Here is a 14740-nt window from a genome sequence, read left to right as displayed (position 1 = left end):
GCCGATTATGAAACGAAACTGCTTTATTAAATCACGCCCTGCGTCCCCCGCACAGGGCCCCGCCGCGCCCCCCGCGAAGCCCGGCATCTCCTCCTCGCCGTCTCAGGAGACCCCCGTGAGACCCAGCCAGTCGCCCCTGTCCTCCGTGTCCTCCGCCGCCCTGTCCCGACGTGGCTTCCTCGCCGCCACCGGCGTGGCCGGAGCCGCCGCCCTCGCCGCATGCGGCAGCCTGACGCCCGGCTCCTCCGCCAAGAAGAGCAGCGCCGGGCCCGCCTCCACCGCCGTGCCGACCGGCAAGAAGCTCACCCTCGTCCTCGCCGACGCGGACGACACCACCATGACCCCGGGCCTGGTCAAGGCCTTCATGGCGAAGTACCCCAACGTCACCATCAAGCGCCAGTACACCGGTTGGGACGACTACCTCAAGAGCGCCAACACCACGATGTCCGCGGACACCGCCCCCGACATCGCCCAGTTCACCTCCGGCATGCAGAACCTCGTCCGCGGCCGTCTCCTGCTCGACTTGGGCGCGTACAGCCGCGCGTACGGCTGGCCGAAGAAGTTCCCGGGCCTGGACCAGATCACCTTCTCCGACGACGGCCGCACCGTCGGCACCGGACAGCTGTACGGGGTGCCCGCCGGGCTGTCGTTCGAGGGCGTGTATTACAACAAGGCCAAGGCCCGCAAGCTCGGACTGCGCCTCCCGCCCGCCACCCTGGACGACCTGGAGGCGATGTTCGCCAAGGCCAAGGCGGCGGGGGAGACCGCGCTCGTCGAAGGCAACCTCGACGGCGGACTCAACCACCCCTTCAACGTCCTGCTCTCGATCTTCATGAAGCCCGCCGACCGCGAGGCCTGGGCCTTCGGCCACAAGGGCGCCACCATCACCGGACCGGAGGCGCTGAAGGCCGCCCGGACACTGAAGCGCTGGGTCGACGAGGGCTACGTCACGCCCAAGACCAACGGGCTCAGCGACAACGACGCCACCGCCGCCTTCGCCAAGGGCCAGGGCGTCTTCCGCATCAGCGGCAACTGGGCCGCGGCCGCCGTCGCCAAGGGCCTCGGCGACGACGCGGGCTACGTCAACGCGCCACCCGCCACCCGGGGCGCACCGCTGCGCACCACCGGCGCCGGGGTCTACTACTGCGTCTCCAGCAAGTGCGACAACCCCGACGCCGCCGCCGCCTTCCTGGACTTCGCCGCGAGCAAGGGCGCCGCTCCCGTCATCGCCAAGGGCGGCTTCATGGCACCCGACGCGGCGGCCATGCCCCGGCAGAGCGGGCTGCTCGCCGAGGTGCAGCGGGGCTGGCAGGGCATCGTCAAGGACTCCGGCCTGGAGCCGTTCATCCAGAACGCCTCCACCACCACCATGGCCGACACCCTCACCACCCAGCTCCAGTTGCTCGCCGGGGGCAAGGTCGGCGCGGAGAAGTTCCTGGCCAACCTCCAGCAGGACTACGAGAACTACCACGCATGACCGCCACCGACCGCCTCGCCACCGGAACCCACCGCCGCCCCCGCACACAACAGCGTCCCCGGCCGCGCCCGCACACGGCCCGGACCGCGACGGCCGGCGTGGGCGGACGGCGGCGGCGCCGCAAGGCCGTGGCGCTGCTGTACGTCCTGCCCGCCCTCCTCCCGTACACGCTCTTCGCCGTCCTCCCCGCCCTGCACACCGCCTATCTGTCGCTCTTCGACTGGGACGGCGTGACCCTGCCGTCCTTCGTCGGCCTCGACAACTACCGCCGTGTCTTCACCGATCCGCAGCTGCGCGCCGCGTCCTGGCACGCGGGCGCGCTCATCGTGTTCTTCTCCGTCCTGCCCATCTGCCTCGGCCTGGTCTCGGCGGCCATCGTGTCCCGCCGCACCGGCCGGGGCACCGCCCTCATCCGCGCGCTGCTGTTCCTGCCGCAGGTCATCCCGCTGGTCGCGGTCGCCATCATCTGGCGGTGGGTGTACGCCGAGGACGGCACCCTCAACCAGGGCTTGCGCGCCATCGGCCTCGGCGGGCTCGCCGACTCGTGGCTGGGCAGCTTCACCTGGGCGCTGCCCGCCGTCGGACTCATCGGCACCTGGGTCGTCTCCGGCCTGTGCATGGTCCTGTTCCTGTCCGGGACCCAGCGCATCGACCAGGAGATCTACGAGGCGGCCCGCATGGACGGCGCGGGCCCGATCCGCGAGTTCCGGTCCATCACCGTCCCGCTGCTGCGGCCCGAGATCGCGGTCGCCCTGTCGATCACCGTGATCGCCGCGCTCTCCAGCTTCGACCTCATCTACATCACCACCGGCGGCGGCCCCGGCAACACCACCGTCGTCCCCGGCATCCTCATCTACCGCCTCGCCTTCGGCGGTGGCGCCGTCGGCCTGGCCGGCGCGCTGGCCGTCGTCCTCACCGCCGTCATCTCGGTGGCCGTCCTCGTGATCAACCGGCTCGCCAAGGAGGCCCCGTGACCACCGGCGCCCTCGCCACCGCCACCGCGAAGGCCACCGCCCGCCCGGCCGCCAGGGGACTCGCGGCGCCCGCCGTCCTCGCCGTGTTCCTGGCCGTCGTCCTGATCCCCTTCCTCTCCCTGCTGCTGGCCGCGCTCCAGCCCGCCGGTACGCCGCTCACCGGCTTCGCCTGGCCCCGCGGCATCCACCTGGAGAACTTCGGCCACGCCTGGTCCGCCGCCGGATTCGGCACCCTGCTGCGGTCCAGCGCCGTGATCGCCCTCAGCGTCGTGCCCGCCGCCGTCGTCTGCGCGACCCTGGCCGGATACGCGCTCGCCACCATGGACGTCCCCGGCCGCGGCAAGCTCTACGCGTATCTGCTGCTCGGCCTGTCCATCCCGGTCGAGGTCACCGTCATCCCGCTCTACTACGACCTGCGGGCCGTCGGGCTCACCAACACCGTGCCGGGCCTGGCCCTCGCCGAGATCGGCGCGTTCATGCCGTTCGGCGTGTTCTGGATGCGGGCCCACTTCGCGACCATGCCACGCAGCCTCATCGAGGCCGCCCGGCTGGACGGCGCCTCGTCGTGGACCACGCTGTGGCGGGTCCTGATGCCCAGCTCCCGCCCCGCCGTGACCACCCTCGGCGTCCTCTACTTCGTCTGGAGCTGGAACCAGTTCCTGCTGCCGCTGGTCCTGATCCAGGACCCGAGCCGACGCACCGCACCCGCCGGACTCGGCCTGTTCACCGGCCAGTACGAGGTCGACGTACCGCTCCTCGCGGCGGCCACCCTGATCGTGATCGCCCCCGTCGTCCTCGTCTACCTGTTCTTCCAGCGGCACTTCATCAACGGGGTGCTCAGCGGAGCCCTCAAAGGCTAGACGCCATCAAGGCCAGAGCCCCCCAACGGCTAGGAAAGTCCATGGCAGAACTCGACATCGCGCTGATCGGCGCGGGCGGCATCGCCCGCACCCACCTGCCCGCCTGGGCCGCGCTCGGCGCCCGCGTACGCGTCTACGCGCCCGACCCCCACACCGCCACCCTCGCCCACGAATTCGGCGCCACCACGGCCGACTCGCTGCACGACGCGATCAGTGGCGCCGACGCGGTGGACATCTGCACCCCCACCGACACCCACCACGACATCGCGCTGACCGCCATCGCCGCCGGGGCCCATGTGCTGTGCGAGAAACCCCTCGCGCTGGGCGCGGCCGACGCCGCGGAGATGGCGGATGCCGCCGACGCCGCCGGGGTGCGGCTCTACCCCGGGCACGTGGTGCGCTACTTCCCCGCCTACGCCCGGCTCCGCGCCGCCGTCGCGGGCGGCGAACTCGGCCGGGTCGCGGTCGCCCGCTTCACCCGCACCGGCCGCTACCCCACCTGGAGCCGCTGGTTCGCCGACCCCGTCCGCTCCGGCGGCATCCTGGTCGACCAGATGATCCACGACCTGGACATCGCCCGCTGGCTGTTCGGGGAGGTCGTACGCGTCCACGCCTACCAGCGCGGCCACTTCACCGCCCCCGCCCCGGCCGCCGCGGTCGCCACCGGAGGCGCGGTCCTCACCCACGAGGGCGGTGTCATCAGCCAGGTCGTGGGCGTCTGGGCGCCCCCGGCCACCAGGTTCCGCACCACCTTCCACGTGGCCGGGACCGGCGGGACCGTGCGCTACGACTCGCTCGCCGCGCCCGGTCTGCGCGTCACCGGCACCGTGGCCGAGGAGGACGGAATCCCGGCCGGTGACTTCGGCGAGTCCCCCTACCTCACCCAGATACGCGAGTTCGCCGAGGCGTTCGCGGGCGGCCCGGCGCCCCGGGTGAGCGCCCGCGACGGCGTGGCCGCCGTCCGTATCGCCGAGGCCGCCGCCCACTCCGCGCGCACGGGCCGCGCCGTCGAGCTGACCGCCACCGAGGAAGGAACCCCCACGTGAGGGTCGCCGTACTGTCCTTCGCCCACGTCCACGCCGCGACGTACGTCGAGCTGCTGCGCGACCGCGACGGCATCGACCTGATCACCGCCGACCCCGACGCCCCGCCCGGCGACGCCACCCGCGGGCGCGCCCTCGCCGAGCGGCTGGGGGTTCGTTACGCGGACACCTGGGACGAGGCCTTCTCGCCACCCCCCGACGCGGTCGTGGTGTGCAGCGAGAACGCCCGCCACCGGCCCCTGGTCGAGCGCGCGGCGGCGGCCGGAGCCCATGTCCTCTGCGAGAAGCCGCTCGCCACCACGGAGGACGACGCCCACGCCATGATCGACGCCTGTGCGCGCGCCGGAGTCGGCCTGATGACCGCCTACCCCGTGCGGTTCAGCCCGGCGTTCGACGCCCTCCACCGCTCCCTCACCGACGGCTCCCTGGGGGACCTCGTCAGCGTCCACGGCAGCAACAACGGCACCAATCCCGCCCGTATCCGCCGCTGGTTCGCCGACCCGGAGCTGGCCGGCGGCGGCGCGGTCATGGACCACACCGTCCACCTCGCCGACCTGATGGACGTCCTGCTGCGCGGCGAACAGGCCACCGAGGTCTACGCCCAGGCCAACACCGTCCTCGACGCCGACTCGCCCGTCGAGACGGCCGGCCTGGTCACCGTCCGCTACCCGAGCGGCGCCGTCGCCACCATCGATTGCAGCTGGAGCCAGCCCCCGGACCATCCCACCTGGGGCGGCCTCACCCTGACCTGCGTGGGGGAGCGCGCCATCGTCGAGTTCGACGCCTTCCCCCGGCTGCTCGGCGGCTTCGACTCGATCAACGGCCGCGCCCGTTGGGAACCCGGCGGCACCGACCTGGACGCCGCCATGCTGGACGAGTTCCTCGACGCCGCCCGCACCCGGCGGCGCCCCCGCCCCGACGGCGAGGCGGGGCTGCGCACCCTGCGCATCGTCCTGGCCGCCTACGCCTCCCTGCGCACCGGCCGCCCCGCCGCCGTGGGCTGAGCCCGGTCAACTAGGCGCTGTCGGCAGCGTCGGCAGCGTCGGCAGCGTCGTCTTCGCCCGCCTCCAGCAGACCCGCCGCCGCGCCCACGATGCGCGGATCGGCGGTGCCGACGACCTCCTCGTCCTTGTCGGCGTAGTCGAAACGGGCGAGCACGCTGCGCATGGCCTCGACCCGGGCCCGCTTCTTGTCGTTGCTCTTGACCACCGTCCAGGGCGCGTGATCGGTGTCGGTCTCGCGGAACATGGCCACCTTCGCGGCCGTGTAGTCGTCCCAGCGGTCCAGCGAGGCGAGGTCCATCGGGCTGAGCTTCCACTGCCGTACGGGATCCACCTGGCGGATCGTGAAACGCGTGCGCTGCTCGCCCTGGGACACCGAGAACCAGAACTTCACCAGGTCCACCCCGTCGTCCACGAGCATCCGCTCGAACATCGGCGCCTGGCGCATGAAGCGCCGGTACTCGTCCTCCGCGCAGAAGCCCATGACCCGCTCGACACCGGCCCGGTTGTACCAGGACCGATCGAAGAGCACGATCTCGCCCGCGGTCGGCAGATGCTCCACGTACCGCTGGAAGTACCACTGGCCGCGCTCGCGCTCGGTCGGCTTCTCCAGCGCGACGACGCGTGCGCCGCGCGGGTTGAGATGCTCGGTGAAACGTTTGATCGTGCCGCCCTTGCCCGCCGCGTCCCGGCCCTCGAAGACGATGACGAGCCGGCGTCCGGTCTCCTTGATCCAGCCCTGGAGCTTCAGCAGCTCGATCTGCTGGAGCCGCTTGTGCCACTCGTATTCCGGGCGCTCCATACGCTGCGGGTACGGATAGTTCTCCCGCCACGTGTCGACCGGGCTCCCGTCCGGCCGGATGAGCACGGGATCGTCGTGGTCGCTGTAGTCGACCCGCAGGTCGGCCAGCTCGGACAGCAAAGGCGGTGTCGTCATCCGGTGTTCCTTTCCGCCACGGTGCCTCAGTGGAACTGCGGCACGATCAGATAGATTCCGTAACCCACCACCGCGGCGCATGCCACGAAGCACAGCCCGGCCTGGGTCAGGCCGACGGTGGACGAGCCGGTGCCGTTCTCCTCACGGGCCGCCTCGACGCGGGCGAGGCCCAGGACGCCGAGGGCGAAGACGGTGACCACGGCGACGGTGACGCCGACGCTCACCGCGGCGACCTGGCCGAGTGCGCTCCAGTCGAGTTGCATCGTTTTCCACTCTCCGTGATTCAGCCGTGTCGCGAAAGGAGTTACGCGGCCGAGCCGACCGTGGCCGGCGGCTCGGTGCGGAGGGTGACCTCGTGGGTGTCGTTCACGTTCCGCGCGTGCACGGGATTGCGGCGCGAGAGGACCACGATGCCGGTGGCGAGGGCGGCGCCGACCAGGGCGACCACCGCGGCGCCGATGTTGCCGCCGTTGGTGACCACGCTCGCGGAGACGCCACCGACCACCGCGGCGGCGGGCAGCGTGACCATCCAGGCGATGACCATGCGGCCCGCGACGCCCCAGCGCACCTCCGCCAGCCGCCGTCCCAGCCCGGCGCCGAGGATGCTGCCGGAGGCCACCTGGGTGGTGGACAGGGCGAAGCCGAGGTGGGCGGAGGTGAGGATCACGGTGGTCGAGGCGGTCTCGGCGGCGAAGCCCTGCGGCGACTGGATCTCGGTGAGGCCCTTGCCCATGGTGCGGATGATCCGCCAGCCGCCCAGGTACGTGCCGAGGCCGATGGCGAGCCCCGCCGAGGCGACCACCCACAGCGGCGGACCGGCGTCATGGCCGAGCGCGCCCGCCGAGATCAGGGTCAGCGTGATGACACCCATGGTCTTCTGCGCGTCGTTCGTGCCGTGCGCGAGGGAGACGAGCGAGGCCGACGCGATCTGACCGGCCCGGAAGCCCTTGGTCACCGACTCCTTGCGGGCCCGGTCGGTGAGCCGGTACGCGAGGTAGGTGGCCAGCAGCGCGGCGACACCGGCCACGACCGGCGAGGCCACCGCCGGGATGAGTACCTTCTCGACGACCTTGTCGAAGTGCACACCATGGGCGCCCGCCCCGACCCACACGGCCCCGATCAACCCGCCGAACAGGGCGTGCGACGAACTCGACGGCAGCCCGACCAGCCAGGTCAGCAGGTTCCAGAGAATGGCCCCGACCAGTCCCGCGAAGATCATCCCTGGGTTCACCAGGGAGTCGTCGACGATGCCGCCGGAGATGGTCTTGGCGACCTCGGTGGACAGGAAGGCCCCGACCACGTTGAGGACCCCGCTCACCAGAACCGCCGTTCTGGGGGTGAGCGCGCCGGTGGCGATGGAGGTCGCCATCGCGTTCGCCGTGTCGTGGAATCCGTTGGTGAAGTCGAAGGCGAGGGCCGTGACGATGACGACCGCCACCAGGAAGGTGATGTGGTCCATTCCTGTAGGCAAACAAGCTCAGGCCAATGCCCGGCGAACGCGTGGCAAAGGAAGCACAAGGACACCGCATGGTCTACGTCCGCCGGTGGCCGTCAGCCGGTGACCCCGCTCCTCGCCGCCCTGGCCGCCGAGGAACTCACCACCGCCACCCCCGTGCCCGCCCTGGCGCCCTGGCCGTGATGAGCGGCCACCGGGCCGAAGCCGGGTGACGCGCCGGTCGTTCAGGCCAGCAGGTTGCCCGAGTGGGAGAGACGGCGCGCCGTGGTGAGGAGGGCGTGGATCTGGGGTCCGGCCTGGTTGATGTCGGTCACGGGGGTCTTGAACGACAGCCGGACGTCGTGGTGGGTGCGCGGGCGTTCGAGGCGCAGGGTGATGCCGTAGCGGTCCATCGCCACGGGGAGGGCGCGCACCATGCCCTTGTCCGGATGGGGGTGGACGAGGCGCAGCAGCAGGGGGACGAGTTCGCTGTGGTCGTCGACGAGATGGGTCAGCATGCTCGCCTCGCTGGTCGCGATGGGATCGAGGGGCGCCGCCTGGAGGGTGCGGAGGGTGACGTACGTGCGCCCCCGGTCGTCCTCCAGGACCGCCTGCCCGAACTCCAGGCAGGTGCTCTCCTTGGCCTCCGCGTCGTACGGGGCGGCCAGCAGCCCGGTCACCGTGACGCGGGAGCGCAGGCGGTCGCGTACGGGCGTGGGGGCGATGTCGGTGAGCTCCAGCCGCACCGGAATGCGCATCGCCGTTTTGGCCCCCGGAGTGCCCTCGAACGGCGGGTGGAGGTGGAAGTGGCCCATCGCCCCCGTGCCGTCGAGGCGGCGGACTTCGGTGCTGACCCCGTCGCTCACCACGGACATCGAGTGGGCGGCGGCGAGGATCGACCGGACGCGCTCGGCGGCCGTCGGGGTGGTGGCGCGGGTGGCGAAAGGACGCATCCGGGGACTCCAGGCGCGGGTAGGGCGGACACCAAGCGGTCTACTTAGGCATGCCTAACCTAACTCACCCGCGGGGATTCGGATAGTCCCGCCGGACGGCGAGGGATCGTCACCGGACGGTCTGCCGGGGGCGTACGCGGAAGTACGCGCGGCTTGACGGCGCGTAGAGGAGGCTCACACCGGTACCGGAGGCGCCGATGGCGAGGAGGGCGCGCACCGCGTAATCCGGCTGGAACACTCCACCCGGCGCCGACAGCCCCCAGATCGCGTGCGGGCCCAGATAGAGGAGGAGCAGCACGGCCGCCACCGTGCCCGTGACGCGGGCCGTGCGGCCACCGCCGAGGATGCGCACGGCGGCACCGATGGTGACGAAGAGCAGCAGGTACACGGACTGCGTCATCGCCGGGTCGTTCACGGCGATGGTGGTGCCGAGAAACGCCGAGAGGATGAGCAGCGAGGCGGCCGCGGTGACCTGGGACGGCCGCCGGGCCGGGGCTGCTTCCGGCCGGTGGTCCTCGTCCGGTGAACTGGTCATCGTGTCCTCCCTGTTCGCGGGTCCGCTGGTCCGGTGGCCGGGGGTCGGCCGTGCCGGGGTCCTGACGGGATCGTCCGTCCGCGGCTTCGGGACCCGTCCCGTCACACGCCAGTTGGCTCGTACGCTGTGAGGGGATGTGCTGTGGGGACGGGTCCCGGAGCAGGGAGCGGACCCTGGGCGCGTGTGACCGCGCACGTGCCGCGCATCCCCCGAACCGAGGAGACACCCGATGCCCCTCTCCGCCAGCCTCGCGCGCGGCGTCGCGCCCACCACGCCCGGCAGCCTGCATGCCCGCACCCTGACCGGTGACCTCAGCGCACTGCCCCAGCCGGGTCGGACGGTCTGTTTCGGGCGCGGTCAGAAGCCGGACGTGGACCTGGGGGTCGGCGTGGACGACCTCCGGGTGAGCCGACGCCATGGCGAGCTGACCTACCGCCAGGGGCAGTGGTGGCTGCGGAACACCGGGCGGCAGCTCGTCCGGCTGCCCCGCGGCCGGATGATGCATCTCAGCACCGAGCCGATCCCGCTCGACACCGGCTACACCCCGCTGTTCGTCAAGGGCTCCGGCTACCGGGAACACCTGGTCGAGCTGTACGTGGCGGGCCACGACGACCAAGGGCCGGTCTCGCGGCGGCGCGCCGAGACCCTGCGGCCGGAGATCTGGCCGCTCGACGACGACGAACGGCTGCTGCTGGTCGTCCTCGGCCAGCGGTACCTGCTGTACGAGGAGGATCCGCGCCCCATGAGCTACGCCATGGCGGCGCGGCAACTCGGCTACCTCCGCCCGGACACGGGCTGGAACGAGCGCAAGATCGAGTACCGGATCGAGGCCGTACGCCGCCGCCTGCACCAAACCGGCTTCAAGTACCCGCTGATGCACGACAAGTCGCAGGGGCGCCCAGCGGACAATGGTCTGCTGCACAACCTGCTCAAGGGATTGGTGGAGTCCACGACGCTCGTTCCCCCGGACCTGGACCTGATCGAGGACGACGCCCCCTGGCCCGATCCCGCGTGATCGCCCCGTGCCCTTCCTCGGGACCCGTCCCGAACGTGTCGGCGAACGATGGCGGCTGACACAGGAAGGAACATTCCCATGACGCGCATGCGCATCGTCGCTCTCGCGGGCATCACCGCGGTCGCCTCGGCGGCCGCCCTCGCGATTCCGGCGCAGGCCGACGCCGACCCTCATGACGCCACGGCCGCCCGGTGCCCGTACCCCGCCGACGTCCTCGACCTGACCAACTGGAAGCTGACCCTGCCCACCGGCGAGGACGAGGACCCGACCGAGATCACCCAGCCCGATCTCGCCACCTTCTCCGCCACGCCCTGGTTCCGGGTCACCGGGGACTGCGACGCGGTCCGGTTCCGGTCCGCCGTCGACGGCGTGACGACCGGGGGCTCCAGCTACCCGCGCGCCGAGCTGCGGGAGATGACCGATGGCGGGAAGGAAGAGGCGGGCTGGTCGACCACCGAGGGCACCCACACCCTGGTGGTCGACGAGGCGTTCATGGCGCTCCCCAACGACAAGCCGCATCTCGTCGGGGCCCAGATCCACGGCGGGGACGACGACGTCACGGTCTTCCGCCTCGAAGGCAGCAAGCTCTACATCACCAAGGGCGACGACTCCCACCACCACCTCGTCACCGACGACTACGAGCTGGGCACCGAGTTCGAGGCCAAATTCGTGGCGCGGAACGGGAAGATCGACGTCTATTACAACGGCGAGCGCGAGACCACGATCTCCGACGACGGCGACACCAACTACTTCAAGGCAGGGGCCTACACGCAGGCCAACTGCGAGAACTCGGACCCGTGTGACGGCGACAACCATGGCGAGGTCCGCATATCCGGTCTCAAGGTCACCCACACCTGAGCGGCACGCTGTGCCGGGCCTCCCCGTCGCGGGCGAGCCCGGCACCTCCGCATGCGCTTCCGGGCGGCCACAACCCTCACAAACGTGAAAATTTCCGCAGTGGCGCGTGAATTCTCTTCTCAACCGGCCAGATCGGGCCCGCCGCGGGCACGCCCCGCGCCCGGAACCGACCTCAATGGCGGCACAACCGGTGCGGGTCCGCCCCCGAGGGCGCTAAGTTCGGACTACGTGCCTGGTGGCAGCGGGGATTCTGGTTTCGCGAGAGGGGAGTTCGTCGTGCGGCGGGGGGAGAGGGTGGGCAAATACCGGCTCACGAGGGGGCCCGTCGAGGGAGGGCGAGGCGCGGTCTGGTTCGCCGTCGACACGGAGCTGGGCCGACCCGTCGTCCTCAAACGCGCCCTGCTCGAGGACAACAGCCAGGCCGATTTCGACGAGTTGCTGGCCGAAGCGCGTGCCCTGGCCAAGTTCAGCCACCCGAATGTCGTCACCCTCTACGACGCCGTCCGCGCGGGCAAGGGCAAGAGGTCCACGTTCTGGCTGGTGATGGAACATGTGACCGGCGGGAGCCTGGACGTCCCGGTGAAGCTGGCGCCGGCACTCGCGGCCCACGTCGGCGCGCAGATCGCGAGCGCGCTGGCGGCCCTGCACGCCAAGGGCATCGTGCACTGCGACGTCAAGCCCGGCAACATCGTGGTCACCCACGAGAAGGTCGCCAAACTGGCCGACTTCGGCGCCGCGTACCGGGTGGACGGCAGTGAGACGATCACACCCAACGGGCCGGTCAGCCTCACCCCGTTCTACGCCGCTCCGGAGGCGTTCCGGGGCGCACCCGAGCGCGCGTCCGACGTGTTCTCCCTCGGCGCCACCCTGTACTGCCTGGTGACGGGGACTCCACCGCTGCGCGGCGCCGGGCGCATGGTCCGGCTGGAGGCCATCAGCCCCCGGGTCGGGCCGCTCAGGGGAGTGCTCACCGCGATGCTCCAGCATGACCCCGGGGCCCGGCCCACGGCCGCCGAGGCGCTCGGCGTCCTCGCGGACATCGCGGGCCCGCCCGAGCAGTTCCCGACGCTGCCCGAGGCCGCGTCGACCACGCCCTATACGGCCACCGTGGCGTACCGCGAGGACGCCGCGGGAGGGCGACGGCCGCGCCTGCCGACGAACCTCGTCCGACGCCGCCCGCTGCTGACGGCCGGTGCCGCCGCCGTCACCGCGCTGGCCATCGCCGTGCCGTTCGTCGTGATGAGCCTGGACGGTGATTCCGGGACGGACAACGCCGCTCCCTCCGCCGAACCCGCCAAGCTGACCAGCGCGGACTTCATCGGCGACCCCCGTACGGCCAACCCCTGTGCCTTGCTGAACGCCGACGTGTTCCACCGGTATGAGCAAGCCGAGCTGGACGCCGACTACGGCAACTTCAACCGGTGCGACGTCCTCCTGAAGCAGCGCGGCGAGGAGGTCGTGGACGTCAGGGTGGAGCTCGACGCCGATCCGCTGCCGGAGGGCGTGGCGAGGAGGACCACCGGCAGGGTCACCGTCGTGGAGCGTGCCGCCGAGCGCGACGAGTGCGAGCGGGCCGTGGCGGTGACCGGCGCCCGCGAGAACAGCCTCCGGGTCACCGCGGCCGCGAGACGCCCCGATGAGGTCAAGGAGCCGCTGTGCGACACCGCCGACACCGCCACGGGACGCGCGGTCAAGGTGCTCAACCGCGGGGCGATCCCCCGGCGTTCCCCGGACTTCCCGGCCGGTTCGCTGGCGCACAAGGACGCCTGTACGTTGCTCGACAGCAAGGCGCTGGAAGAGGTGCCCGGCATCGACGCCCGGGACCCGGACGTCGGGTTCGGCCGCTGGGACTGCCAGTGGAAGAGCACGACCAGCGAGTACGAGGTGGACCTGCGCTTCGACCAGGGCAGCCTGCCCGACGACGAGAACGCCCGGTCGACGCGGCTCAGCGATCACCAGGCCATCGTGCTGCCGGAGGACGAGGGCCCGAGGAGCTGCCGCGTCGAGGTGGTCCATCGCGAGTACACCGGCGTGGACCGGAAGGAGGGGACCGAGCGGGTGGCCCTGGTCGTCAAGGGGGCGGGCCGCAAGGACCGGCCCTGCGAGATGGCCACCGATCTCGCCGGGGCGGCCGCCGCCGCGCTGCCGTCCGCCTGACGGCGGCTGTCGGCACGGGCCCCGCTACGCGGTCTCCCTTCCGAATCGGGCGATCGCTTCCAGGATCGCGTCGCGCATCGCGGGACTGCCCGCGTGCCCCGATTCGTCGATCACCTTCAGCTCCGCGTCCGGCCATGCCTTGGACAACTCCCACGCGGTCTTCAGCGGGCTGCCCAGGTCGAGCCGCCCGTGGATCAGCACCCCGGGGATCCCCGCCAGCCGGTGTGCCTCCCGCAGCAATTGCCCGTCCTCCAGCCAGGCGTGGTGGGCGAAGTAGTGCGCGCAGATCCGGGGGAAGGCCATCAGCGCGTCGTCGGGTTTGTCGCTGTAGTAGCCCGGGCTGCCCAGCACCTCATGGGCGATGACAAGGCCTCGACGCTCGACCTGACCTACACCAAGCCCTCGGCGGACGACGACTCCCAACTGCGGCTCGCGCTGGTGCTCGCCTCCGACCCGGGCAAGGTGGTCCAGGTGCCGCTGTCCGGCTCCGGCAAGCACACCACCGGCTGGACCACCGTCTCCGCCGATCTGTCGAAGTACGCCGGGGAGCGCATCGCCTCCCTCGGCCTCGTCCTCGCCGCGGGCGCGCAGCCGATCGAGGACTACCAGGTCAACCTGGGCGCCCTGGCACTGCACGACGGCGTCGACCGCACCCCGGCGGCACCGAAGAAGCTGCGCATCGACCAGCTGCTGCCCGGAAGCGACGAGCTGTTCCTGTCCTGGCAGCGCAGCGACTACGACACGGTCCGCCGCTTGGACGTCCACCTCGACGACACCTACCTCGGCGGCATCTACGGCGAGGTCTACTACGTCAAGCGATTCACCGCCACCTCGGGGCAGCTCAAGCTCGTCGCGGTCGGCCCCGACGGCACCCGGAGCAAGCCCGCGACCGTGTCGTTCGACCTGTCCACGGCCCCGGCCGACGTGACCGCCAAGGCGGCACCCGACGGCACCCTGAAGGCGGCATGGTCCCCGAAGCAGACCGGTCAGCCCGTCACCGTGGCCGTCCGCGGCCTCGACACCGCCAAGCCCTTCACCAAGGAGGTCACGGTGCCGGGCAACCAGTCGGGCGCGACCCTGACCGGCGTGCCCGTGAGCGGAGATGAGTACCTCCTCACCGTGAAGACCGCCGACGGCACGGCCACCGGTGTGCGCGGCACGTTTGCCGACGCCGAGATCAGCCCCTATCCCCGGTCCGCCGTGAAGATCACGGGAAACACCTTCGCCTTCTCCCGCCCCACTCTTGGCGACTGGCACACGCTGACGATCCTGGAGAACGGCCGGCCGAAGTCGTTCGCCACGATCTATGGATCGGGCAACAAGCCGTACATCGTCCGCGGCCGCACCACCCGTTCGGCGACGACGGTCACCATGTCCAGCGCCACCAGCAAGGTGGTCGCGGTCCTGGAGGACTACGCGGGGAACAAGACCACGACGGTACTGCGCGACAACTGACCTTGGGGGCGCCGCCGGTGCGGGACCGAACCGGGTTTAT

14 protein-coding genes and 1 pseudogene are annotated in these 14740 nt (G+C 71.4%); 9 read left to right on the top strand and 6 right to left on the bottom strand.

The features are described 5' to 3' along the window. The first annotated feature begins 115 nt into the window (after positions 1-115). Genes LCH29_RS23890 through LCH29_RS23870 form a run of 5 tightly spaced genes read left to right on the top strand, consistent with a single transcriptional unit; the run spans position 116 to position 5358 of the window. Positions 116-1477, top strand: coding sequence for an ABC transporter substrate-binding protein (locus LCH29_RS23890; protein ID WP_446463783.1), 1362 nt, complete (start codon positions 116-118; stop codon positions 1475-1477). Continuing rightward, positions 1474-2451, top strand: coding sequence for a carbohydrate ABC transporter permease (locus LCH29_RS23885; protein WP_446463782.1), 978 nt, complete (start codon positions 1474-1476; stop codon positions 2449-2451). The genes LCH29_RS23890 and LCH29_RS23885 overlap by 4 nt, the downstream gene beginning before the upstream one ends. Beyond that, a complete protein-coding gene (locus LCH29_RS23880; RefSeq protein ID WP_446463781.1) occupies positions 2448-3311 on the top strand; it encodes a carbohydrate ABC transporter permease in 864 nt (287 codons plus the stop codon). The genes LCH29_RS23885 and LCH29_RS23880 overlap by 4 nt, the downstream gene beginning before the upstream one ends. Before the next feature lie 41 nt (positions 3312-3352). Continuing rightward, entirely contained in the window at positions 3353-4357 is a 1005-nt protein-coding gene (locus LCH29_RS23875; RefSeq protein WP_446463780.1) for a Gfo/Idh/MocA family protein, read from the top strand. Next, positions 4354-5358, top strand: coding sequence for a Gfo/Idh/MocA family protein (locus tag LCH29_RS23870; RefSeq protein ID WP_446463779.1), 1005 nt, complete (start codon positions 4354-4356; stop codon positions 5356-5358). Before LCH29_RS23875 ends, LCH29_RS23870 begins: the two co-directional genes overlap by 4 nt. 10 nt (positions 5359-5368) lie before the next feature. Here the strand turns inward: LCH29_RS23870 and ppk2 are convergent, their stop codons facing one another. The 5 genes from ppk2 to LCH29_RS23845 form a co-directional block, all read right to left on the bottom strand. Further along, positions 5369-6292, bottom strand: coding sequence for a polyphosphate kinase 2 (ppk2, locus tag LCH29_RS23865; protein ID WP_446463778.1), 924 nt, complete (start codon positions 6290-6292; stop codon positions 5369-5371). A gap of 26 nt (positions 6293-6318) precedes the next feature. Beyond that, entirely contained in the window at positions 6319-6555 is a 237-nt protein-coding gene (locus LCH29_RS23860) for a hypothetical protein (protein ID WP_009712294.1), read from the bottom strand. 41 nt (positions 6556-6596) lie between these two features. After that, a complete protein-coding gene (locus tag LCH29_RS23855; RefSeq protein WP_446463777.1) occupies positions 6597-7751 on the bottom strand; it encodes an anion permease in 1155 nt (384 codons plus the stop codon). A 221-nt stretch (positions 7752-7972) separates the two neighbouring features. Continuing rightward, a complete protein-coding gene (locus tag LCH29_RS23850) occupies positions 7973-8680 on the bottom strand; it encodes a DUF2470 domain-containing protein (protein ID WP_446463776.1) in 708 nt (235 codons plus the stop codon). A gap of 109 nt (positions 8681-8789) precedes the next feature. Continuing rightward, the gene (locus LCH29_RS23845) at positions 8790-9215 is read right to left on the bottom strand and encodes a hypothetical protein (RefSeq protein ID WP_446463775.1); all 426 of its coding nucleotides are present in this window, start codon (positions 9213-9215) and stop codon (positions 8790-8792) included. Positions 9216-9444: 229 nt separating this feature from the next. Here LCH29_RS23845 and LCH29_RS23840 point away from each other — a divergent pair, with 229 nt between their 5' ends. From LCH29_RS23840 to LCH29_RS23830, 3 genes are all read left to right on the top strand, one after another. After that, on the top strand, positions 9445-10230 hold the full coding sequence (locus tag LCH29_RS23840; RefSeq protein WP_446463774.1) for an FHA domain-containing protein: 786 nt from the start codon (positions 9445-9447) through the stop codon (positions 10228-10230). Between the two features lie 78 nt (positions 10231-10308). Further along, positions 10309-11088: a polysaccharide lyase family 7 protein gene (locus tag LCH29_RS23835; RefSeq protein WP_446463773.1), complete on the top strand. Its 780-nt coding sequence runs from the start codon at positions 10309-10311 to the stop codon at positions 11086-11088. Between the two features lie 276 nt (positions 11089-11364). After that, complete coding sequence (locus LCH29_RS23830) at positions 11365-13245, top strand: serine/threonine-protein kinase (protein WP_446463772.1); 1881 nt, start codon at positions 11365-11367, stop codon at positions 13243-13245. A 24-nt stretch (positions 13246-13269) separates the two neighbouring features. Here LCH29_RS23830 and LCH29_RS23825 read toward each other — a convergent pair. Beyond that, a pseudogene (locus tag LCH29_RS23825) lies at positions 13270-13611 on the bottom strand (prolyl aminopeptidase); the annotation flags it as partial. On the opposite strand from LCH29_RS23825, the gene LCH29_RS23820 reads away from it, so the two are divergent. Further along, positions 13600-14700, top strand: a complete 1101-nt coding sequence (locus LCH29_RS23820; protein WP_446463771.1) for a hypothetical protein — start codon at positions 13600-13602, stop codon at positions 14698-14700. The pseudogene LCH29_RS23825 and the gene LCH29_RS23820 overlap by 12 nt on opposite strands. Positions 14701-14740: the final 40 nt, after the last annotated feature.

Source organism: Streptomyces sp. BRA346 (assembly GCF_052851135.1).
Note: the sequence above shows the minus strand (reverse complement) of the source record. Positions and strands in the feature narration are given on the sequence as shown.